General features: G+C 62.9%; 19 protein-coding genes. 15 read left to right on the forward strand and 4 right to left on the reverse strand.

Annotation, left to right across the window (positions count from 1 at the left end; genetic code table 11):
- The first annotated feature begins 232 nt into the window (after positions 1-232).
- The 4 genes from tauA to tauD are packed head-to-tail and all read left to right on the forward strand — an operon-like array spanning position 233 to position 3,724.
- Positions 233-1,204: a taurine ABC transporter substrate-binding protein gene (gene tauA / locus QYE47_RS15250; RefSeq protein WP_003255840.1), complete on the forward strand. Its 972-nt coding sequence runs from the start codon at positions 233-235 to the stop codon at positions 1,202-1,204.
- A 13-nt stretch (positions 1,205-1,217) separates the two neighbouring features.
- Positions 1,218-2,006: a taurine ABC transporter ATP-binding subunit gene (gene tauB / locus QYE47_RS15255; protein ID WP_014589329.1), complete on the forward strand. Its 789-nt coding sequence runs from the start codon at positions 1,218-1,220 to the stop codon at positions 2,004-2,006.
- On the forward strand, positions 2,003-2,842 hold the full coding sequence (gene tauC / locus QYE47_RS15260; RefSeq protein ID WP_014589328.1) for a taurine ABC transporter permease TauC: 840 nt from the start codon (positions 2,003-2,005) through the stop codon (positions 2,840-2,842). The genes tauB and tauC overlap by 4 nt, the downstream gene beginning before the upstream one ends.
- A gap of 48 nt (positions 2,843-2,890) precedes the next feature.
- Positions 2,891-3,724: a taurine dioxygenase gene (gene tauD / locus QYE47_RS15265; RefSeq protein ID WP_014589327.1), complete on the forward strand. Its 834-nt coding sequence runs from the start codon at positions 2,891-2,893 to the stop codon at positions 3,722-3,724.
- A gap of 124 nt (positions 3,725-3,848) precedes the next feature.
- On the opposite strand, the gene betT is transcribed toward tauD, so the two are convergent.
- Complete coding sequence (gene betT, locus QYE47_RS15270; RefSeq protein WP_003255844.1) at positions 3,849-5,852, reverse strand: choline transporter BetT; 2,004 nt, start codon at positions 5,850-5,852, stop codon at positions 3,849-3,851.
- Positions 5,853-6,122: 270 nt separating this feature from the next.
- Entirely contained in the window at positions 6,123-7,055 is a 933-nt protein-coding gene (epsC, locus tag QYE47_RS15275) for a serine O-acetyltransferase EpsC (RefSeq protein WP_003255846.1), read from the reverse strand.
- Between the two features lie 309 nt (positions 7,056-7,364).
- On the opposite strand from epsC, the gene tcyJ reads away from it, so the two are divergent.
- The 9 genes from tcyJ (at position 7,365) to QYE47_RS15320 (ending at position 16,387) form a co-directional block, all read left to right on the forward strand.
- Positions 7,365-8,159 carry a cystine ABC transporter substrate-binding protein gene (gene tcyJ / locus QYE47_RS15280; protein WP_014589324.1) on the forward strand — a complete coding sequence of 265 codons (795 nt, stop codon included), beginning with the start codon at positions 7,365-7,367 and terminating at the stop codon, positions 8,157-8,159.
- Positions 8,156-8,824, forward strand: a complete 669-nt coding sequence (tcyL, locus tag QYE47_RS15285; protein ID WP_003255849.1) for a cystine ABC transporter permease — start codon at positions 8,156-8,158, stop codon at positions 8,822-8,824. The genes tcyJ and tcyL overlap by 4 nt, the downstream gene beginning before the upstream one ends.
- A gap of 2 nt (positions 8,825-8,826) precedes the next feature.
- Positions 8,827-9,585 carry an L-cystine ABC transporter ATP-binding protein TcyN gene (tcyN, locus tag QYE47_RS15290; RefSeq protein WP_003255850.1) on the forward strand — a complete coding sequence of 253 codons (759 nt, stop codon included), beginning with the start codon at positions 8,827-8,829 and terminating at the stop codon, positions 9,583-9,585.
- 313 nt (positions 9,586-9,898) lie between these two features.
- On the forward strand, positions 9,899-11,140 hold the full coding sequence (locus QYE47_RS15295) for an SfnB family sulfur acquisition oxidoreductase (RefSeq protein WP_014589323.1): 1,242 nt from the start codon (positions 9,899-9,901) through the stop codon (positions 11,138-11,140).
- A gap of 142 nt (positions 11,141-11,282) precedes the next feature.
- Entirely contained in the window at positions 11,283-12,464 is a 1,182-nt protein-coding gene (locus tag QYE47_RS15300) for an SfnB family sulfur acquisition oxidoreductase (protein ID WP_070383352.1), read from the forward strand.
- Positions 12,464-13,849 (forward strand): LLM class flavin-dependent oxidoreductase, encoded by a 1,386-nt coding sequence (locus QYE47_RS15305; protein ID WP_014589321.1) that lies wholly within the window; start codon positions 12,464-12,466, stop codon positions 13,847-13,849. Before QYE47_RS15300 ends, QYE47_RS15305 begins: the two co-directional genes overlap by 1 nt.
- The gene (locus tag QYE47_RS15310) at positions 13,842-14,642 is read left to right on the forward strand and encodes a MetQ/NlpA family ABC transporter substrate-binding protein (protein WP_014589320.1); all 801 of its coding nucleotides are present in this window, start codon (positions 13,842-13,844) and stop codon (positions 14,640-14,642) included. Before QYE47_RS15305 ends, QYE47_RS15310 begins: the two co-directional genes overlap by 8 nt.
- Before the next feature lies 1 nt (position 14,643).
- Entirely contained in the window at positions 14,644-15,753 is a 1,110-nt protein-coding gene (locus QYE47_RS15315) for a methionine ABC transporter ATP-binding protein (protein WP_014589319.1), read from the forward strand.
- The gene (locus QYE47_RS15320) at positions 15,743-16,387 is read left to right on the forward strand and encodes a methionine ABC transporter permease (protein ID WP_014589318.1); all 645 of its coding nucleotides are present in this window, start codon (positions 15,743-15,745) and stop codon (positions 16,385-16,387) included. The genes QYE47_RS15315 and QYE47_RS15320 overlap by 11 nt, the downstream gene beginning before the upstream one ends.
- Before the next feature lie 27 nt (positions 16,388-16,414).
- Here QYE47_RS15320 and dibA read toward each other — a convergent pair whose 3' ends face one another.
- Positions 16,415-18,310 carry a phosphodiesterase DibA gene (gene dibA / locus QYE47_RS15325; RefSeq protein WP_014589317.1) on the reverse strand — a complete coding sequence of 632 codons (1,896 nt, stop codon included), beginning with the start codon at positions 18,308-18,310 and terminating at the stop codon, positions 16,415-16,417.
- A 146-nt stretch (positions 18,311-18,456) separates the two neighbouring features.
- Between dibA and desA the strand changes: the two genes are divergently transcribed.
- Positions 18,457-19,641: a delta-9 fatty acid desaturase DesA gene (gene desA / locus QYE47_RS15330; RefSeq protein ID WP_070383351.1), complete on the forward strand. Its 1,185-nt coding sequence runs from the start codon at positions 18,457-18,459 to the stop codon at positions 19,639-19,641.
- Positions 19,642-19,740: 99 nt separating this feature from the next.
- On the forward strand, positions 19,741-20,769 hold the full coding sequence (locus QYE47_RS15335) for a sensor domain-containing diguanylate cyclase (RefSeq protein WP_014589315.1): 1,029 nt from the start codon (positions 19,741-19,743) through the stop codon (positions 20,767-20,769).
- 90 nt (positions 20,770-20,859) lie between these two features.
- Here QYE47_RS15335 and QYE47_RS15340 read toward each other — a convergent pair whose 3' ends face one another.
- The gene (locus QYE47_RS15340) at positions 20,860-22,119 is read right to left on the reverse strand and encodes a response regulator (protein ID WP_014589314.1); all 1,260 of its coding nucleotides are present in this window, start codon (positions 22,117-22,119) and stop codon (positions 20,860-20,862) included.
- Between the last annotated feature and the right edge of the window lie 44 nt (positions 22,120-22,163).

The raw sequence follows: 22,163 nt of genomic DNA on the forward strand, positions 1-22,163 counted from the left end.
TCCGTTGTAGTAGATGATTTTTTAATAATTTTTGGTTATTTGCAAACGTTTGCTCATAACCTAATGCCGAATCGTTCTATAGGGTCTTGCAGGGTCCTCTGGCTTAGCCACGGCTCATGGCTTTAAAGCGTTTGGCTCCTAAGCTAATGCAAAAAAGTTATTTATTTTAATTTTCTTAGATCATTTAGCCTTCTCGTCATCCAACCCGACTTGCCTGACGAGAGGTTCAACCATGATCCCGCACGCTCCGCTGCGCCTGTTCGCCGCCCTGACCCTCGCCAGCACCAGCTGGTTGGCCCAGGCAGCCGACCTGACAGTGGCCTACCAGACCACTGTCGACCCGGCCAAAGTGGCGCAGGTCGATGGCGACTACGAAAAAGCCAGCAAGGCCAGCATCGACTGGCGCAAGTTCGATAACGGCGCAGACGTGATCACTGCGGTGGCCAGCGGCGACGTGCAAATCGGCTACCTGGGTTCCAGCCCGCTGGCCGCTGCGGCCACCCGCAAGCTGCCGGTTGAGACCTTCCTCATCGCCACCCAGATTGGTGCGGGTGAAGCGTTGGTGGCCCGTGACAGCATCAAGTCGCCGCAAGACCTGATCGGCAAGAAGGTCGCCGTCCCGTTCGTGTCCACCGGCCATTACAGCCTGCTTGCCGCACTGAAAAGCTGGAATATCGACCCTTCCAAGGTGCAGATTCTCAACCTGGCGCCGCCGGCCATCATTGCCGCCTGGAAGCGCGGCGACATCGATGCGACCTACGTGTGGGACCCGGCCCTAGGCGTAGCCAAGGAAAACGGCAAGGTCCTGATCACCTCCGGCGAACTGGCGCAGAAAGGCGCGCCTACCTTCGATGCCTGGATCGTGCGCAAGGACTTCGCCGAGAAACACCCTGATGTGGTCAAGGCCTTTGCCAAAGTCACCCTCGATGCCTACGCCGACTACCGCAAGGACCCGAAAGCCTGGCTGGCCGACAAGGGCAACGTAGACAAGCTGGTGAAGCTGTCCGGTGCCAAGGCCAGCGACATCCCGGTGCTGCTGGAGGGCAACGTCTACCCGCTGGCCGCTGACCAGGCCAACGCCCTGGGCGCGCCGACCACCCAAGCGCTGACGGACACCGCCAACTTCCTCAAGCAGCAAGGCAAAGTCGAAGCAGTGCTGCCGGACTACTCGCCGTACGTCAGCGCCAAGTTCCTTCCAAACTGATCCGGAGCCCGTCATGGCCTTGCTCGAGCTGGAGCGCATCAGCGCACAGTACCCAGGCGCCAGCACCCCGGTGCTGGCCGACATCAACCTGAGCCTAGGGCCACGCCAACTGCTGGTGGCCCTGGGGCCTTCCGGCAGCGGCAAGACCTCACTGCTCAACCTGATCGCCGGCTTCGTCGCCCCCAGTGGCGGTCACATCACCCTCGATGGTGTGCCGGTGCAAGGCCCCGGTGCAGAACGCGGCGTGGTGTTCCAGGATGATGCCCTGCTGCCATGGCAGAACGTGCTGGGCAATGTCGCCTTCGGCCTCGAACTGGCCGGCGTACCCCGCGCCCAGCGTGAGGCCAAGGCCCGCGAAATGCTCACCCTGGTCGACCTCAATGGCTTCGGCGAACGGCGCATCTGGCAATTGTCCGGTGGCCAGAAGCAGCGCGTGGGCCTGGCCCGGGCGCTGGCGGCTGACCCTCGGTTATTGCTGATGGATGAACCGTTCGGTGCCCTCGATGCCTTCACACGTGAGCAGATGCAAGAGCTGCTATTGCAAGTCTGGCAACGCACCGCCAAGCCGGTGTTCCTGATTACCCACGACATCGAAGAAGCGGTGTTCCTCGCCAGCGAACTGGTACTGCTGGCACCCAACCCGGGACGCGTAGTGGAACGCCTGCAGCTGAACTTCGGCCAGCGCTATGCCGCTGGCGAATCGGCCAGGGCCATCAAGTCCGATCCAGCCTTCATCGAAACCCGCGAGCATGTGCTGGCGCGGGTGTTTTCCCAACGCCAAAGCCTGCAGGAGCGCGCATGAGCAGCCTGGACCTGCCGGTCGCCGGCAAACACGACGCCCAAACCCGGCCAGCCGCCACGCTACGCCGCCCACTGTCCACCCGCTGGATCAGCACCCTGACCCTGGCCAGCCTGCTACTGGTCTGGTGGCTGGTGACAGCTGCCGGTTGGGTAGAGCCCCTGTTCCTGCCCTCGCCTGGCGACATCCTGTCCAAGGCATGGACCTTGCTCACCCAAGGCTACATGGATGCCAGCCTGTGGCAGCACCTGGGCGCAAGCCTGGGCCGCATCGGCCTGGCGCTGGTGGCTGCGACCCTGACCGCAATACCAGTCGGCATCGCCATCGGCTACAACCGCGTGGCCCGCGGCATTCTCGACCCGCTGATCGAGTTCTACCGGCCCATCCCGCCGCTGGCCTACCTGCCGCTGATCGTCATCTGGTGCGGTATCGGCGAGCTGTCGAAAGTGCTGCTGATCTACCTGGCAATCTTCGCCCCCATCGCCATTGCCACAGCCACCGGTGTGCGCACGGTAGACCCGGCCAAGCTGCGGGCGGCGCAGTCGCTGGGCGCAACCAAGGCCCAACTGATCCGCCACGTCATTTTGCCCAGCGCATTGCCAGACATCCTTACCGGCATCCGCATTGGCCTGGGGGTCGGCTGGTCGACCCTGGTGGCCGCCGAGCTGATCGCCGCCACCAGCGGCCTGGGCTTCATGGTGCAGTCGGCGGCGCAGTTTCTGGTCACCGACGTAGTGGTGCTGGGCATCCTGCTGATCGCCCTGATCGCCTTCGCTCTGGAAATGAGCCTGCGTGCCCTGCAACGCAAGCTGGTGCCCTGGCATGGGCAGATTCACTGAACTCCATTGTCCACGCCAGCACACTGGCGCCCGATTGAAGAGACCGACATGAGCCTGACCATTACCCCCCTAAGCCCAGCGCTTGGCGCCCAGATCAGCGGCGTGGACCTCAGCCGCGATATCAGTGCAGAAGAGCGCGATGCCATCGAACAGGCACTGCTCCAGCACCAGGTGCTGTTCCTCCGTGACCAGCCGATCAACCCCGAACAGCAGGCGCGCTTTGCCGCACGCTTCGGCGACCTGCACATCCACCCGATTTACCCCAACGTGCCGGACACCCCACAGGTGCTGGTGCTCGACACGGCGGTTACCGATGTGCGCGACAACGCCGTGTGGCACACCGACGTGACCTTTTTGCCGACCCCGGCACTGGGCGCGGTACTCAGCGCCAAGCAATTGCCTGCTTACGGTGGCGATACCCTTTGGGCCAGCGGCATTGCGGCCTTCGAGGCCTTGTCGGCACCGCTGCGTGAAATGCTGGACGGGCTGACCGCTACCCACGACTTCACCAAGTCGTTCCCGCTGGAGCGCTTTGGCACCACGCCGCAAGACCTGGCGCGCTGGGAGGCCACCCGGCGCAACAACCCGCCACTGTCGCACCCGGTGGTGCGCACACATCCGGTGAGCGGGCGCAAGGCGTTGTTCGTCAATGAAGGGTTCACTACACGCATCAATGAACTGAGCGAACTGGAAAGCGACGCGCTGCTGAGGCTGCTGTTCGCCCATGCGACGCGACCGGAGTTCAGCATTCGCTGGCGTTGGCAGGAGCATGACGTGGCGTTCTGGGACAACCGCGTGACCCAGCATTTTGCGGTGGATGACTACCGGCCGAACCGGCGGGTGATGCACCGGGCGACCATCCTTGGGGATGCACCTTTCTAGCGGTTGCCTGTCTGGCCTCTTCGCGGGCTTGCCCGCTCCCATAGGTACAACACAGGTTTCGAAACCGGTGCCGTGCCTGTGGGAGCGGGCAAGCCCGCGAAGAGGCCATGACAGGAGACCTTGGTCAGCGAACCAGGTGCAGGTACTGCATGTGCCGCTCGTACTGGTCGAGGATGTCGTTGATGATCTGCTCCTTGCTGTAGCCCACCAGGTCGTAGTTCTGGCTGCCTTCGCTCAGGTGCACCTCCGCCCGGTAATAGCGGCGGTTCTTCAACTCCTGCGTACCCAGCCCCCCCAAGGCGAACGATGGCGTGAAATAGCCACGCATCTGCACCTGGTAAATGAACGGCTGTTCCTCGCCATGGCCGATCTTCAGGCTGACGTTGTCATGGCTAGGGTCGTCCTGGGTAATCAGTACCAGGCCTTTCTGCTCGAACACTTCACGCACATCGGCAATCGCCGGGCGCACCACATCATCCATGAAGCGGTACACCTCATCACGCGACGGGAAGTGCACTGCCTGGCTCAGGCGCTGGCGCCAGCCGCCACGGCCGCGACGTGACTGGGCGAACGGGGCCAGCGAGTGCATCTGCGCGATCTGCCGCTGCGACTCCAGGTAGAACGCCTTGTGCAGCCCCCACATCATGCACAGCAGAATGAGCGAGAACGGCAGCGACGTCAGCACCACTGCCGATTTCAACGAATCGATGCTGCCAGCGAACAACAGCGCACTGGTGATCAGCGCAGTCATCGCCCCCCAAAAGATACGCAGCCAGTTCGGCCCATCTTCATCAGCGTCACCGCCCTTGGCCGACAAGGTCGACAGCACCACGGTGCCCGAGTCGGCCGAGGTGACGAAGAACACGAAGCTGATGAACACCGTGGTGGCGATCACTGCCTTGCTCCAGGGGTAGGTTTCCAGCAGCAGGTACAGGCTCATCGACGGGTTGTCCAGCGCCGACTGGCCGAGTGCGGTCATGCCGTGGTTGATCACCTGGTCCAGGGCGCTGTTGCCGAATATCGACATCCACGCCAGGGTAAAGCCCAGCGGAATCAGCAGCACGCCAAAGACGAACTCGCGGATGGTACGGCCACGGGAGATGCGGGCGATGAACAGGCCCACGAACGGCGCCCAGGCAATCCACCAGGCCCAGTAGAACACGGTCCAGCCGCCCAGCCAGCCACGGTTTTCACCATAGGCATACACGTCGAAGCTCTTGCGCGGCAACGCACCCAGGTAGTCGCCCAGGTTCTGGATCAGTGTGTTGAACAGGTGCTGGGTAGGCCCGGCGAACAGCACGAACAGCAGCAGCGCACAGGCCAGGAACAGGTTGATATCGCTCATCACCCGCACCCCCTTCTCCACCCCGGCCACGGCTACGGCCACAGCCGCGCCCATCATCAGGGTGATGAGGATCACTTGCACCCACTGGCTGTGGCTGATACCGAACAGGTAGTCCAGGCCGGCGTTCAGATGCAGCACCCCAAAGCCCATGTCGGCGCCCAGCCCGAACACCGTGGCGATGATGCCGAAGCCATCCACCGCATAGCCGATCGGGCCGTTGATGCGCTTGCCAATCAGCGGGTACAGCGCCGAACGCAGGGCCAGCGGCAGGTTGTGCCGGTAGGCGAAATAGGCCAATGCCATGCCGACGAAGGCGAACACCCCCCAGCCATGCAGGCCCCAGTGCAGGAACAGGATCTGCATCGCCTGGCGCCCGGCCTCGACCGTGCCGGCTTCGCCTTGCGGCGGTTGCAGCATGTGGGTCAGCGGTTCGGAGACACAGAAGAAGAACAGCGTGATGCTGATGCCGGCGGCGAACAGCATGCCGGCCCACGACAGGTAGCTGAACTCGGGTTCGTCGTGGTCGGCACCGAGTTTGATCTTGCCGTAGCCAGACAAGGCGGTGACCACCACGAAGACCAGGTACAGCGTCATCGCCAGCATGTAGTACCAGCCGACCGTGTTGGCCGCCCAGTTCTGCGCCGCCAGCAACCAGTCACCTGCGGCTTGCGGGTTGGAGATGACTACCAGGCCAAAGATGAGGATGAAACTCGCCGCAAAGTAGAACACCGGGGGGTTCATGCGGATTTTGCCGTTGGCAGCGGAAGGGTTCGGTGCACTCATAGGGCGTGCACCTCGTCGAATGACGTGAGGTTCGGAATGAACGGGTTCAGCAAAGGAATCCTCCTGTTGAACACCGGCAGCGGACCAGCGTTTTTCATTGAACAAGCGTTCAAGTTAAACATGGATCGGATTTCAATGCGAATTGGGGCGCCAATTGGTGTCGTCCTGTTCCGGCCTCTTCGCGGGTAAACCCGCACCTACATCTGGTACGTCCGTCGTAGGCGCGGGCTTGCCCGCGAAGAGGCCGGCACAGGCAATTGCACTGCTGGATCAGTTCTTGTCCTGGCAATCCAGCTGCAGGTTGGCCTGAGTAATATTGCTTTCAGCCGGCACACTGCGAGTCAGCCACACATTACCGCCAATGGTCGAACCCTTACCGATGGTAATACGCCCAAGCACCGTGGCCCCGGCATAAATCACCACATCGTCCTCGACGATCGGGTGCCGTGGCAGGCCTTTATGCAGCGTACCCGACTCATCGCTGGGGAAACGCTTGGCGCCCAGGGTCACCGCCTGGTAGATGCGCACGCGCTCGCCGATGATCGCGGTTTCACCAATGACCACACCCGTACCATGATCGATGAAGAAGCTCGGGCCGATCTGCGCCCCCGGGTGAATGTCGATACCGGTGGCCGAATGCGCCAGCTCCGAACTGATCCGCGCCAGCAGCGGCAGCCCTGCCTTGTACAGGTGATGCGCCAGCCGGTGGTGGATGATCGCCAGGATGCCCGGGTAGCACAGCAGCACTTCATCGACGCTGCGCGCTGCCGGGTCGCCGTGGTAGGCGGCCAGCACATCAGTGTCGAGCAGAACGCGCAGTTCCGGTAGCGCAGCTGCAAAGCCCTGGATCAGGCTCAGCGCACGGGCGTCGACGCCAGCCAGCTCAGCCTTGCTTTGCCGTGCCGCGTAGCGAAGTTCAAGACGAGCCTGGGCCAGCAAGGCGGTCAGCGCGGCATCCAGGGTATGGCCGACGTAGAAGTCTTCACTTTCTTCGCGCAGGTCGACTGGCCCCAGGCGCATGGGGAACAGCGCCCCGCACAGTTGCTCCAGAATCTGTCGCATCGCTTCGCGCGACGGCAGCTCGCGCCCGCCCTGCTCGCCAATACTGCGGCCATTACGGGTGCGCCATTGCTCACGGGCCCCGCGCAGGCCAGTGACAATGCTCTGCAACTGCCAATGCGCGGATGAAGGTTGTTCGCTCACGGTTTTCTCCTGCCGTATAGGCCATCTGATTTTGTTGCCAGGCCCGCGAAAGGGCCGAACCTGCCTGCATGCAATCCACTTTACGGCAAATCCGAGGCTTGGAAAAAACAACGCTTTATTCCATCCTGCGCTAAGTCAGGCATAAGCCGCGATGACGGAGTGGGTATCGTCGCCTACCCTCAAAGCAGCCGGCACCTGGCAAAAATCAAAAAAGGGAATATTAAAGTGATTTTTTAGTATTTCCCGGCCTAATCAGCCAACCCTATAGTCGCCACCTCACTACCTAGACAACAAGCGCGGGGCTCTGCCATGTCGAAATTCGCCAAACCGCTACTCAACGCCAGCCTGGCCCTCCTGCTGGGTGCCGGCCTGCTCAGCCAGGCTTTCGCCGGCGAGCAATTGAAGACCATCCAGGAAAAAGGCGTCATCAACGTCGGCCTCGAGGGCACCTACCCGCCATTCAGCTTCCAGGACGAAAACGGCAAACTGACCGGCTTCGAAGTGGAGCTGTCCGAGCTGCTGGCCAAGGAGCTGGGGGTCAAGGCCAAGATCCAGCCGACCAAGTGGGACGGCATCCTCGCCGCGCTGGAATCCAAACGCCTGGATGTAGTGGTCAATCAGGTGACCATTTCCGAGGAGCGCAAGAAAAAGTACGACTTCTCCGAGCCCTACACTGTCTCCGGCATCCAGGCACTGATCCTGAAGAAGAAAGCCGAGCAGTTGAACATCAAGGGCGCACAGGACCTGGCCGGCAAAAAGGTCGGCGTAGGCCTTGGCACCAACTACGAACAGTGGGTGAAGAAGGACGTGCCGCAAGCCGATGTGCGCACCTATGAAGACGACCCAAGCAAGTTTGCTGACCTGCGCAACGGCCGTATCGACGCCATCCTGATCGACCGCCTGGCGGCGCTGGAATACGCGCAAAAAGCCAAGGACACCCAACTTGCCGGCGATGCCTTCTCGCGCCTGGAAAGCGGCGTGGCCATGCGCAAAGGTGAGCCGGAACTGTTGGCAGCCATCAACAAGGCCATCGACAAGCTAAAAGCTGACGGCACGCTGGCCAAGCTGTCCGAGAAGTACTTCGGTGCCGATGTCACCAAATGATCGCTGAAAGCCTGCAACTCGTTGTCGACTCTGCGCCCTTCCTGCTGAAGGGCGCGGGTTATACGGTGCTGCTCAGTGTCGGCGGCATGTTCTTCGGTCTGGTGCTGGGCTTTGCCCTGGCGCTGATGCGGCTGTCGAAGATTCTGCCGCTGAACTGGCTGGCGCGGGTCTACGTGTCGTTCTTCCGCGGCACGCCGCTGCTGGTGCAGCTGTTCGTCATCTATTTCGGCATGCCGCAAATCGGCATCGAGCTGGACCCGATCCCCGCTTCGCTGATCGGCCTGTCGCTGAACATGGCGGCCTATATCTGCGAGATTCTGCGCGCAGCCATTTCCTCGATCGACCGGGGCCAGTGGGAAGCAGCCGCCAGCATCGGCATGACCCGCGTGCAAGCCATGCGCCGGGCGATCCTGCCACAGGCCTTGCGCACCGCGTTGCCACCGCTGGGCAACAGCTTCATCTCGCTGGTAAAGGACACCGCCCTGGCGGCGACCATCCAGGTGCCCGAGCTGTTCCGCCAAGCCCAGCTGATTACCGCGCGCACGTTCGAAGTGTTCACCATGTACGTGGCGGTCGCGGTCATCTACTGGGTGCTGTGCAGCATCCTTGCGCACTTCCAGAACCGCATGGAAGCGCGGGTCAACCAGCATGACCAGGAGCATTGAGCATGATTGAAGTCAAAGGCCTGACCAAGCGGTTCAAGGGCCAGACCGTGCTCAACGGTATCGACCTGACCGTGCAGCCCGGTGAAGTGGTGGCCATCATCGGCCCCAGTGGCTCGGGCAAAACCACCTTCCTGCGCTGCCTTAACCTGCTGGAAACTCCCGATGCCGGGCAGATCCAGATCGGCGCCATCAGCATCGATGCCAACCGCCCTTTGGGCGGGCAGCAGGGTGCGATTCGCCGTTTGCGCCAGCAAGCCGGGTTCGTGTTCCAGAACTTCAACCTGTTCCCCCACCGCACCGCCCTGGAGAACGTGATCGAGGGGCCGGTGATCGTCAAGAAAACGCCTCGCGAGCAGGCCATCGAGCTTGGCCGGCGCCTGCTGGCCAAAGTCGGCCTGGCGGGCAAGGAAGACGCCTACCCACGGCGCCTGTCCGGCGGCCAGCAACAACGCGTGGCCATCGCCCGTGCCCTGGCCATGGAACCAGAGGTAATCCTGTTCGACGAACCGACCTCGGCGCTGGACCCAGAGCTGGTCGGTGAAGTACTGGCGACCATCCGCGGCCTGGCCGAGGAAAAGCGCACCATGATCATCGTCACCCACGAGATGAGCTTTGCCCGGGACGTGGCGAACCGGGTGATCTTCTTCGACAAGGGCGTGATCGTGGAGCAGGGCGAGGCCAAGGCCCTGTTTGCAGCGCCGAAGGAAGAGCGTACGCGGCAGTTCTTGCGCAAGTTCCTCGGGACTGCGGCCTCCGAGTAAACCTGTTCCGGCCCATTCGCGGGTAAACCCGCTCCTACAGTGCACAGATCTTGAGGCATGTGTAGGAGCGGGTTAACCCGCGAAGAGGCCGGCACGCCCGTAACAAATCGCCCCTTCTATAATTATTCCAAAAAGTTAGTTCATAAAATTTTTATAAATCATTAGGGTATATATACCGGACCACCGGACCAGCACACGTCTGTCGCGATCAGCTGTAGCGACATAACTATTTTGTGAGGTCAGGAATGGTCAGGATCACAATCACCCCAGTGCGGAACGCCAGGGCATTGAGTGCAGCCAAGGAGCGGCACTGATGCCCAGCCAAGCCAACACCCAATTCCATAGCGATTTGGACAGCTCGCCCCCGCTGCTGCCGGCCAAGGTACTGCGCAACGACGCCGAAGCCCTGCAAGCGGCCCGCGAGCTGGCCAAGGTCGCCCGTGAGCAAGCTGCACGGCGCGACCAGCAACGCAAACTGCCCTGGGCCGAAATCGAACTGTTTACCCGAAGCGGTCTGGGCAGCATCAGCGTACCCAAGGCCTACGGTGGTCCCGACGTATCGTTCGCAACCGTCGCCGAAGTGTTCCGCCTGATCAGCGCCGCCGACCCCGCCCTGGGGCAGATCCCGCAGAACCAGTTCGGCATGCTGCAACTGCTGCGCCTGACGGCCAGCGAGGCGCAGCAAGCGCTGATCTTCCGAAGCGTGCTCGACGGCTGGCGCATCGGCAATGCCGGGCCTGAACGTGGCACCAGGGATACCCTCACCCTCAAGGCCCGAATTACGCGCGCCGGCGACAGCTACCGCATAAGTGGCGAGAAGTTCTACTCCACCGGTGCCTTGTTCGCCCATTGGGTGGCGGTAAAAGCCCTCGACGACGAAGGCCGCCAGCGCCTGGCATTCGTGCGCCGGGGAAGCCCGGGGTTGCGCATTGTCGATGACTGGTCCGGGTTCGGCCAGCGCACCACCGCCAGCGGTACCGTGCTGCTGGACCAGGTGCCGGTTGACGCGGAACTGGTGATCGACAACTGGCGCCAGCGCGATATCCCCAACATTCAGGGTGCAGCTTCGCAGCTGATCCAGGCGGCGATCGACGCCGGCATCGCCGAAGCGGCAATCGATGATGCGATCACGTTCGTGCGCGAAAAGTCCCGCCCTTGGATCGAAGCCAATGTCGAGCGGGCTAGCGACGACCCTTATGTGATCGCTGACATCGGCCGCCTGAAGCTTGAACTCCACGCGGCAGAAGCGCTGCTGCGCAAGGCTGCTCGGGTGCTCGACGAGGTCAATGCCGCTCCGATCGATGCCGACGCCGCAGCACGGGCCTCGATCGCAGTGGCGGAGGCCAAGGTGCTGACCACCGAGATTGCCCTGCAGGCCAGCGAAAAGCTGTTCGAGCTGGCCGGCAGCCGCGCCACCCTTGCCGAGTTCAACCTCGACCGCCACTGGCGAAATGCCCGGGTGCACACTCTGCACGACCCGGTGCGCTGGAAGTACCACGCGGTGGGCGCTTACCACCTCAACGGCACCTTGCCTGCACGGCATTCCTGGATCTGATTTGCTGCCTTTGGGGCTGCTGCGCAGCCCTTCGCGGGCTTGCCCGCTGCCACAGGATTGCCACCGCCTGAACTGGCATCACTTCACCTGTGGGAGCGGGCAAGCCCGCGAAGGGCCACGAAGCGGCCCCCCGGAGAACTCCATGACAATCGCTATCATCACCAGCGACGCCCAAGCCCTGGCCGTCGCCGAAGACATCGCCCAGCAACTGCGCCGCGACAGCGCCCTGCGCGACCGCGAGCGCCGCCTGCCGCTGGCCGAACTCGAGCTGTTCACCCGCTCCGGCCTGTGGGCCATCAGTGTGCCCAAAGCCTTCGGCGGTGCCGGCGTGTCCAACGTCACCCTGGCCAAGGTCATCGCCCGTATCGCGCAGGCCGACGGTTCGCTCGGGCAGATTCCGCAGAATCATTTCTACGGTCTGGAAGTGCTGCGGGTAAACGGCAGCCCCGAACAGCAACAGCGCCTGTACGCCGAGGTACTGGCCGGCCGCCGTTTCGGCAATGCCCTGGCCGAGCTGGGCACCAAGACCGCCCACGAGCGCACCACCCGCCTGAGCCGTGACGGCGATGGATTCCGCATCAACGGGCGCAAGTTCTATTCCACAGGCGCCATCTATGCCCAGCGCATTCCAACCTCGGTCGTGGATGAACAAGGCATACAACAGTTGGCCTTCGTCCCGGCCGACAGCCAGGGGCTGCAGGTGATCGACGACTGGAGCGGCTTCGGCCAGCGCACCACCGGCAGCGGTTCGGTGGTGTTCGATAACGTGTACGTCAGCGCAGCCGACGTGGTGCCGTTCCAGAGCGCCTTCGAGCGCCCCACCCCGGTCGGCCCGCTGGCGCAGATCCTCCATGCCGCCATCGACACCGGTATTGCCCGCGCCGCCTATGAAGACGCCCTGCACTTCGTCCGCACCCGCAGCCGTCCGTGGGTCGACTCCGGCCTGGACAAGGCCACGGATGACCCGCTGACGCTGAAAAGCTTCGGCCATCTGGCGGTCCGCTTGCATGCGGCCGAAGCCCTGCTGGAGCGCGCAGGCGAATACCTCGACCGCGCCCGCGACGACAGCACTGCCGACAATGTGGCCGCCGCCTCCATTGCCGTGGCCGAAGCACGCGCCATCAGCACCGAAATTTCCCTCACCGCCGGTACCACCCTGTTCGAACTGGGCGGCAGCCAGGCAACATTGGCCGAACACAACCTCGACCGCCACTGGCGCAACGCTCGCGTGCACACCCTGCACGACCCGGTGCGCTGGAAATACCACGCCGTCGGCAACTACTACCTCAACGATGCCAACCCGCCACGCCGGGGGACCATCTGATGGCCAAGCAGATTCTGCTCAATGCCTTCAACATGAACTGCATCGGGCACATCAACCACGGCCTGTGGACCCACCCACGGGACACTTCGACCCAGTACAAGACCCTGGACTACTGGACCAACCTGGCACGCCTGCTGGAGCGCGGCCTGTTCGACGGGCTTTTCATTGCCGACATCGTCGGTACCTACGACATCTACGGCCAGTCACTGGACGTCACCCTCAAGGAGTCGATCCAGCTGCCGGTCAACGACCCGCTGCTGCTGGTCTCCGCCATGGCTGCGGTCACTCGTCACCTGGGTTTCGGCCTTACCGCCAACCTCACCTACGAGGCGCCGTACCTGTTCGCCCGGCGCCTTTCCACACTCGACCACCTGAGCAATGGCCGGGTGGGCTGGAACATCGTCACCGGCTACCTCGACAGCGCCGCCCGGGCCATGGGCCTGGCGCAGCAACCCGAGCATGATCGCCGCTACGACCAGGCCGATGAATACCTGCAGGTGTTGTACAAGCTGCTGGAAGGCAGCTGGGCCGATGACGCAGTGGTCGCCGACCGCGAGCATCGCGTCTATGCCTCGCCCGACAAGGTGCGCAAGGTTCAGCATCAGGGCGAGTTCTACAAGGTCGAAGGCTACCACCTGTGCGAGCCCTCACCGCAGCGCACCCCGGTGCTGTTCCAGGCCGGCAGCTCGCAGCGTGGCCTGGCCTTCGCCGGCAACCATGCCGAATGCGTGTTCATCAGTGGCCAGGACAAGGCAGCCACCCGTGCCCAGGTCGACAAGGTTCGCGCGGCCACCCAGGCCGCCGGCCGCGACCCGCAGGCGGTCAAGGTGTTCATGGGCATCACGGTGATCGTTGCGGCCACCGAGCAACTGGCCCAGGCCAAACACGCCGAGTACCTGCGCCACGCCAGCGCCGAAGCGGGGGTCGCGCACTTCGCCGCGTCCACTGGCATCGACTTCGCCGCCTATGAACTGGACCAACCCATTGCCTTCAGCCAGGGCAACGCCATCCAGTCAGCCACGCGCCAGTTGCAAGACAACGCCTGGACCCGCCGGCGCCTGTTGCAACAGCACGCCCTGGGCGGCCGCTACGTAACCCTGGTCGGCGCGCCTGAGCAGGTGGCCGAACAGTTGATCGCGTGGATCGATGAAACCGGCTTGGACGGTTTCAACCTGACCCGCACCGTCACCCCGGAGAGCTTCGAGGACTTCATCGAGCTGGTCATCCCGCAACTTCAGCAGCGTGGCCGTTACAAGACTGCCTACACCGAAGGCACCCTGCGCGAAAAACTGTTCCAGGCCGACCGCCCGCACTTACCCGCCGACCATCCTGGCTCGGCTTACCGCTTTACCCCTGCCCCGACTGGAGCCCTGCACCATGCTTGAGAAACTGTTCCGGCCCGTCGCGGCCATTGCCATCACCCTCGGCCTGTGCGCCGGTGCCCTTGCTGCCGAGCCGTTGAAGATCGGTACCACCTCGGCCTTTGCCATTCCGCTGGAAGCCGCGGTGGAAGAAGCCCACAAGCGAGGCCTGGAAGTGAAGCTGATCGAGTTCAGCGACTGGATTGCGCCCAATGTCAGCCTCAACAGCGGCGACATCGACGCGAACTACTTCCAGCACATCCCGTTCCTGGAAAACGCCAAGGCTGCTGCAGGCTTCAACCTCGTGCCTTACGCTCCGGGCATCATCAACAACGTTGGCCTGTACTCAAAAAAGTACAAAAGCTTTGCCGAGCTGCCTGAAGGCGCCAGCGTGGCCATCGCCAACGACCCGATCAACAGCGGCCGCGGCCTGCTGCTGCTGGCCAAGGCAGGGTTGATCACCCTGAAGCCCGGCGTGGGCTACAAGGCCACCGAGGATGACATCGTCGCCAACCCTAAAAAGCTCAAGATCCTTCAGGTCGAGGCGGTGCAACTGGTACGTGCCTACGACGACGCAGACCTGGTGCAGGGTTACCCGGCCTACATCCGCCTGGCCAATACCTTCGATGCCACCTCGGCGTTGCTGTTCGACGGGCTGGAAAACAAGGAGTACGTAATCCAGTTCGTCATCCGCCCGCAAAGCAAGGACGATCCACGCCTGGCCAAGTTCGTCGACATCTACCAGCATTCGCCAGCGGTGCGCGCTGCGTTGAACAAAGCTCACGGCAAGCTCTACCAAGCCGGCTGGGAAGGCTGAAATGAGCCAGGCCAACGCGCTCAGGGCGCCCACACCCCAAGCACTGCCGCCATTGGCCAGAGAACAGGCCCTGCGCCCCGAGGTCAATGAAGCCCATGTACGCTTCATCGGCCTGGGCAAGACCTACCCGGGCCAGGCGCAACCGGCGTTGCAAGGCATCGACTTGAACATCCGCCATGGCGAGATCTTCGGCATCATCGGCCGCAGCGGCGCCGGTAAGTCATCACTGCTGCGCACCATCAACCGCCTGGAGAAACCCAGCCAGGGCCGCGTATTGATCGACCAGGTGGATATCGCGCTTTTCGATGAGGACCACCTTGTGGCCCTGCGCCGGCGCATCGGCATGATCTTCCAGCACTTCAACCTGATGTCGGCCAAGACCGTGTGGCAGAACGTCGAATTGCCTTTGAAAGTCGCCGGCGTGCCCAAGGCCGAGCGCCAGCGCAAAGTGCGCGAATTGCTGGAACTGGTCGGCCTGCAGGAAAAACATCACGTGTACCCGGCGCAACTGTCCGGCGGGCAGAAACAGCGCGTGGGCATTGCCAGGGCACTGGTGCACAGCCCCGAGATCCTGCTGTGCGACGAGGCCACCTCGGCGCTGGACCCGGAAACCACCGCCTCAATCCTGGAGCTGCTGCGCGATATCAACCAGCGCCTGGGCCTGACCATCGTGCTGATCACCCACGAAATGGCGGTGATTCGCGACATCTGTCACCGGGTAGTGGTACTGGAACGCGGCGCAGTGGTCGAGCAGGGCGAGGTCTGGCGGGTGTTTGGCTCACCCCGTCACGAGGTTACCCGCACCCTGCTCGCCCATTTGCAGGCCAAGCTACCCGCCGCACTGCAAGCCAGCCTCCAGGCCCGCCCGGCGAGCGGCAACAGCGCCGTAGTGCTGAAACTGACGGTGCTCGGCGAGCCAGAGCTGTCTGCCCTGTTCAACGACCTGGGCGGGCGTGTGCGTCTGCTGCAGGGCGGCGTGGAAACCATCGGCGAACATGCCTTGGGGCAACTCATCCTCTCGGTGCAACACTCGCCGCACGACACCCATCAATTGCTGGAACGTGCCCGCCGTTGGGCCGAGGACGTGGAGGTATTGGGCCATGTGGATTGATCGCCTGCTGGAAGGCTTGCTGGATACGCTGCTGATGGTTGGGGTTTCGTCACTGATCGCCCTGCTGGTGGGTGTACCCATGGCGGTGCTGCTGGTCACCAGCGACAAGGGCGGGATCTTCGAGGCGCGGCTGCTGAACCGGGTGCTGGGCGCCTTCGTCAACCTGTTCCGCTCGATTCCGTTTCTGATCCTGATGGTTGCGCTGATTCCTTTCACCCGCCTGGTGGTGGGTACCACTTATGGTGTGTGGGCGGCCGTGGTGCCGCTGACCATTGCCGCCACACCGTTCTTTGCGCGGATTGCCGAGGTCAGCCTGCGTGAAGTCGACCATGGTCTGGTGGAAGCCGCACAGGCCATGGGCTGCCGGCGCAGGCACATCATCTGGCATGTACTGTTGCCCGAGGCGCTGCCGGGGATCGTCGGGGGCTTCACCATTACCTTGGTGACCTTGATCAACTCGTCGGCGATGGCCGGGGCGATTGGTGCCGGCGGGCTTGGGGATATCGCCTATCGGTATGGCTACCAGCGTTTCGACAGCCAGATCATGCTGACCGTGATCGCCATGCTGGTAGCGTTAGTGGCGTTGATCCAACTGGGCGGGGACCGCCTGGCGAAGGGTTTGAACAAGCGCTGAAATCCAGGGCTGCGTTGCAGCCCGCTCTCAATCCCAGCGAAGATCCTCAGCCGGCACTGGCCGCCCGAACCAGTACCCTTGACCCAACTGGCACTCCTCCTGCAACAGGAAGCTGGCCTGCTCCGCCTGCTCGATGCCCTCGGCATGCACCTGCATACCCATGCTACGGGCCAAGGCGATGATCACCCGCACGATGGCGATGTCGTCTTCATCCACTGGCAACCCAGCCACAAATCCTTGGTCGATTTTCAGCTTCTGCACCGGCAAACGCTTGAGCCGCAGCAGTGACGAATACCCGGTGCCAAAGTCGTCGATGGCCAGGGTCACCCCCAGTTCGCGCAAGCGGTGCAGTTGCTCCAGCGCCACCTCAGGGTCTTCCATCACCGCGCTTTCGGTCACTTCCAGCTCCAGCAAGGCCGGGGCGAGGCCGGTGTCGTGCAGCACTTCGGCTACCTGCCGATACAGCTCATGCTGGCCAAACAGGCGACTGGAGATGTTCACCCCCACAAATGTCAGCTGCCGGCCTTGAGCCTGCCACTGCACCATTTGCCGACAGGCCTGTTGCAGCACCCAGGTATCGATCTCGGCAATCAGGCCGGTGCGTTCGGCAATCGGGATGAACTCGCCCGGCGGTACCAGGCCGCGCCTGGGGTGCTGCCAGCGCACCAGCGTCTCGACCCCGACCTGTCGGCCTGACGCCAGGTCGTGTACCGGCTGGAAGTACACCCGCAGTTCATCCTGCTCCAGGGCCCGACGCAATTCAGCGGCGGTCTCGACCCGATGCTGTGCATGGGCGGTCAGCTCTTCGGTGTACAGCGCATAGCAGGCCCGCCCGTTGCTTTTGGCCTTGTACAACGCCGAGTCGGCATTGCGCAGCAATTGCTCGGCACCCAAGGCATCGCTGGGGTAAAGGCTGATTCCGACGCTGGCGCTGATGAACAGACGGTTGCCCTCGAACTGAAACGGCTCACGCATACGCTCGATGATGCACTGCGCCAGCTTGCCCGCCTGGCCGACCTGCTGGCAGTTCTCGACCAGCACGCCGAATTCGTCGCCGCCCAGACGCGCAAGGGTCACACCGTTACCCAACACCTCCCCCAGACGCTCGCCCACCAGCTTCAGCAACTGGTCGCCAATGGTATGGCCCAGGCCGTCGTTTATGCTCTGGAAGTGATCCAGGTCCAGCAGCAACAAGGCGCAACCGCGCTTGTTGGCCTGCGCCGCCGCCAATGCCTGCTCCACCCGGTCGGTAAACAGCAGGCGGTTGGGCAGGCCAGTCAGCGGGTCGTGGTGGGCCAGATAGGCAAGTTCCTGTTCCGAATGCTTGATGGCGCTGATGTCACTGAACACCGCCACGTAATGGCTGAGCTCACCTTCGTCGTCGCGAATGGCGCAAATAGTCTGCCACTGCGGGTAGATCTCGCCGCTTTTGCGCCGATTCCAGATTTCACCGCTCCACTCGCCCTTCTCGGCCAGGGTGGCGAAAACCTCCTGGTAGAAGGCCAGGCCATGGTGGCCGGACTTGAACTTGCTCGGGCGCTGGCCGATGACCTCATCCTGCTGGTAGCCGGTGATGCGCATGAAGGCACGATTGACGTGCACGATCAGGCCTTGGCGGTCGGTCACCAGCACACCTTCGAGGGTACTGTCGAACACTGCGGCAGCCATGCGCAGCCGTTCACGGTCTTCACAACGCAAACGCGCGCCATGACCGATGAAATTGAGCAGGCGCACGCGCGACACATAGATCAGCAAGGCACTGAGCAGCACCCAGACCACCACGTTGATCTGCCGCCCCACGGTCAGTGCCAAGGGATCGTCAGTCATGCTGTGCAGCATCACCTCCGCCAGCGCAAGCCAGAGGATCGAGAGCACCACATACAGCGCAGCCATGCGCAAGGCGTCGCGAACGGAAACAGACATGTCGGGTGGGAAAGGCCATCAAAAAGGAGTGGGCATTATAAAGGCTGAAACATGTCGTGACCTCCTATCTCAACGGTTGACTGGTTTTATTTCCCCGCCAAGGGATAATCAGCCCTTCCCCCTGCATTTCGAGGGTATTTGCACCTATGTGGTATAACGGCCTGCTCGACCTGTCGGCCTGGCAACTGGTCGGCATCACTCTGTTGATGACCCACGTGACCATTGTCAGCGTCACGGTCTACCTGCATCGCTACTCCGCGCACCGGGCCCTGGAGCTCAACGGCGCGCTCAAGCACTTCTTCCGCTTCTGGCTGTGGCTGACCACGGCGCAGAACACCCGTGAGTGGACCTCCGTCCACCGCAAGCACCACGCCAAGTGCGAAACCCCCGACGACCCGCACAGCCCGGTGTACAAGGGCCTGGGAACAGTGCTGCGCAAAGGTGCCGAGCTGTACCGTGAAGAGGCGCGCAACCCCGAAACCTTGCGCATCTATGGCAAGAACTGCCCGGATGACTGGATCGAGCGCAACCTGTACTCGCGTTACAAACTGGGCGGTATCGCACTGATGGCGGTGATCGACCTGCTGCTGTTCGGCACCCTGGGCATCACCATCTGGGCGGTGCAGATGATGTGGATTCCGTTCTGGGCCGCCGGGGTGGTCAACGGCCTGGGCCATGCCCTGGGCTATCGCAACTTCGAATGCCGCGACGCCGCCACCAACCTGGTGCCCTGGGGCATCGTCATCGGCGGTGAAGAACTGCACAACAACCACCACACCTACCCCAACTCGGCCAAGCTCTCGGTCAAACGCTGGGAGTTCGACATGGGCTGGGCGTGGATCCGCCTGTTCTGCCTGCTGCGTCTGGCCAAGGTGCAGCGCGTGGCGCCCATCGCCCACCGGGTGGCCGGCAAGGCCAGCCTGGACATGGACACCGCCATGGCCATCCTCAACAACCGCTTCCAGATCATGGCCCAGTACCGCAAGCTGGTGATCGGCCCGCTGGTGAAACAGGAACTGGCCCGTGTCGATGCCTCGGTGCGCCACCGCTTCCGCCGTGCCAAGCGGCTGCTGTCTCGCGAAACCAGCCTCCTGGAAGACCGCCACCACGTGCGCATCGAGTCCATGCTCGCGCATAGCCAGGCACTGAAAACCATCTACGAAAAGCGCCTGGCCCTGCAGCAGATCTGGGCGCGCACCAGTGCTAACGGCCACGACATGCTGGCAGCCATGAAAGACTGGGTACATGAGGCCGAAACCAGCGGCATCCAGGCACTGCGCGACTTCGCGGCACAACTCAAGACTTACTCGCTGCGCCCGACCGGCGCCTGACCGCCGTTGATCGGCACGCCCCCCAGCGGGGCGTGCCATTCGGAACTTCGCCCTCACCTCTCCACTCGAATCCGGAATATCGCCTGCGTGGCGGGCCGGATGCTGGCCGCACGCTTTCACGTTGAGACCTGCTCCGTGCACATGGCCAAGAACATTCCCACGATTTTCCCCGGCACCCCTCCTCCCGAAGCCGCCCAGACTTTACTGGCGTTACTCCACGCCCAAGGTGAGGTTGCCCGCCTGAGTGAGCGTGATCAGCTGTTCAGCTCGTTGCTCGACAGCGTCAACGCAGTGCTCTGGGCCTTCGACTGGGAAACCCGTCAGGTGCTGTACGTGAGCCCAGCCTACGAGCGCATCTTCGGCCGCCCGGTCAGCCTGGTGCTGGCTGACTACAACGAATGGCGTGACAGCATCTACCCCGACGACCTCGAGTTCGCCGAACGTAGCCTGGCCCAGGTACTGCTCAAGGGCGCGGTGGAAGACCGCGAGTACCGCATCCTCAATGCCGATGGGCAACTGCGCTGGCTGAGCGACAAGTGCTACATCAACCAGCAGCACGATGGCGACCGGGTAATCATTGTCGGTATCGCCGAAGACATCACCGAGAAGAAGCAGCTTGAAGGCGAACTGCAGCGCCTGGCCACCACCGACGTGCTGACCCAGAGCAGTAACCGCAGGCACTTTTTCGAATGTGCTCAGCAAGCCTTCGACAGTGCACGCGCGGACGGTACACCGCTGGCTTTCCTGCTGTTGGATATCGACGACTTCAAACGCATCAATGACAGCTATGGCCACCAGGAAGGCGACCAGGTGCTGCAACACATCGCCGACAGCGGCAAGGCCGTGCTACGCCGGGGCGACCTGTTCGGACGCATTGGCGGCGAAGAATTTGCGGCGGTGTTTCCGGGCTGCAACGCCCAGGTCGCGGAGCAGATTGCCGAGCGCTTGCAACGGCAGATTCAGCACTTGAGCTTCAGCCATGGCCAGCAGACGTACGGGGTGACGGTGAGCCAGGGGTTGACCGGGCTGACCGATGAGGATGTGGCGCTGGACAGCCTGTATGCGCGGGCCGATGCGGCAATGTACCAGGCCAAGCGGCAGGGCAAGAACCAGATAGTCCGCGGCTGATCCGGCGGCACGGGGCAGGACTCCGGCGTTGGCCGGTATTCGCGGGGCCGGCGCCATACAAGCGGGCAAGCCCACGACGGCCCCAGAATCTCAGCTGGAAACCTCGGCCCCTGCCACCGGCGGATCTTCCTGCGGCTTTACTTCCGGGTTCTCCACCTTGCGCAACCGCCTCAGCTCCGGCAGGCCAAGCTTGAGCAGGCGCGCCGTCTTGCCGCTGGCCACCTTCTCCAGCCCCTGCTCAGCCGGCAGCCGCGACAACTGCCCAGCCAGGTTCATGGCCAGGATCTCCCGCGAGTAAACGCCACCGCCCAACTGGTATATCGCAGCGATCAACTCGCGCAGTGCCAGCGGCAAACGCCAGCGAGTACGCAGCGCCGAGCCGAACGCCGCACCAAACTCTTCCAGCGATTGCTGCACATTGCGCTCGTCCAGATCTCCCCCGGCCAAGCGCCACTCTTGCAGGCAGCGCAACACCGCCAGGTCGCCCAGGCAATGCAGCAAGCCAGCGCAATAACAACGTCCCTCGTCCAGCTCGAGCATACGCGCCAAGGTGCGGCCATATTCGGCAGTGTGCAGTGACAGGTCCCAGTAACGGGTCGCGTGCTCCGCCAACAGTGGGTCACTGAGGCGTGCGCTGCGCTTGAGGGTCATGCCCAGGATCAGGTTCATGCTTTGGGTACTGCCAAGCTTGTTCAGGGCCTGCAGCAACGTCTGCACCGGGGCATCACGGTGCAATGCCGCACTATTGGCGGCAGCGATCAGCACCGCCGTGACTTGCGGGTCGTTACGCACTTCCTCTTCGAGCACCCTGAGGTTCAGGCCCTGGGGGTTCAGCGCTCGATTGATCGCTACCTGCACATCGGCCAACAGCGGCCCGCCATCGGCGGTAGCGCGGCGCTGCTCAAGATAGGCTGGCAGGCTGGCTCCCGCCTGCAACGCCGGTATCGGGCAGGCAATCTCCTCGCCAACGGCCAGCAGCAACTCTTGCAGGCGCTTGCGCAGGTTATCCAGGTTCAGCGGCTTGCTCAGGTAAGCCGTGGGGTGCAGGGGCAGCGCTTCGCGCACACTGGCGCTGTCATTGCGGTTACTCATGAGAATGAACGGCACCCCTGGCCCTTTGGCGCGCACCTTGCGCAGCAGGTCGAGGCCGTCGACACCGGCCAGCTCGCGGGCAGCGATGATCAGGTCAGGCTTGCTGGACAAGGCACTGAGTGCCTGCGAGCCATCCGCGCATACCTGCAGGCGGGCGTCACAGCGCACGCTGAGCAGCATCTCGCTGAGCATGTCCCGTACCCAAGGATCGCCTTCGACAATCAGTACGCTTGGTGGGGTGGGGGCTGCAGCGCTCATCGCCAACTACTCCTGAATAGCCTGACACACAGTCCGTCGCAGCT

It is taken from the genome of Pseudomonas sp. 2,4-D, assembly GCF_030418155.1.
In the GTDB taxonomy this organism is placed as follows: domain Bacteria; phylum Pseudomonadota; class Gammaproteobacteria; order Pseudomonadales; family Pseudomonadaceae; genus Aquipseudomonas; species Aquipseudomonas alloputida.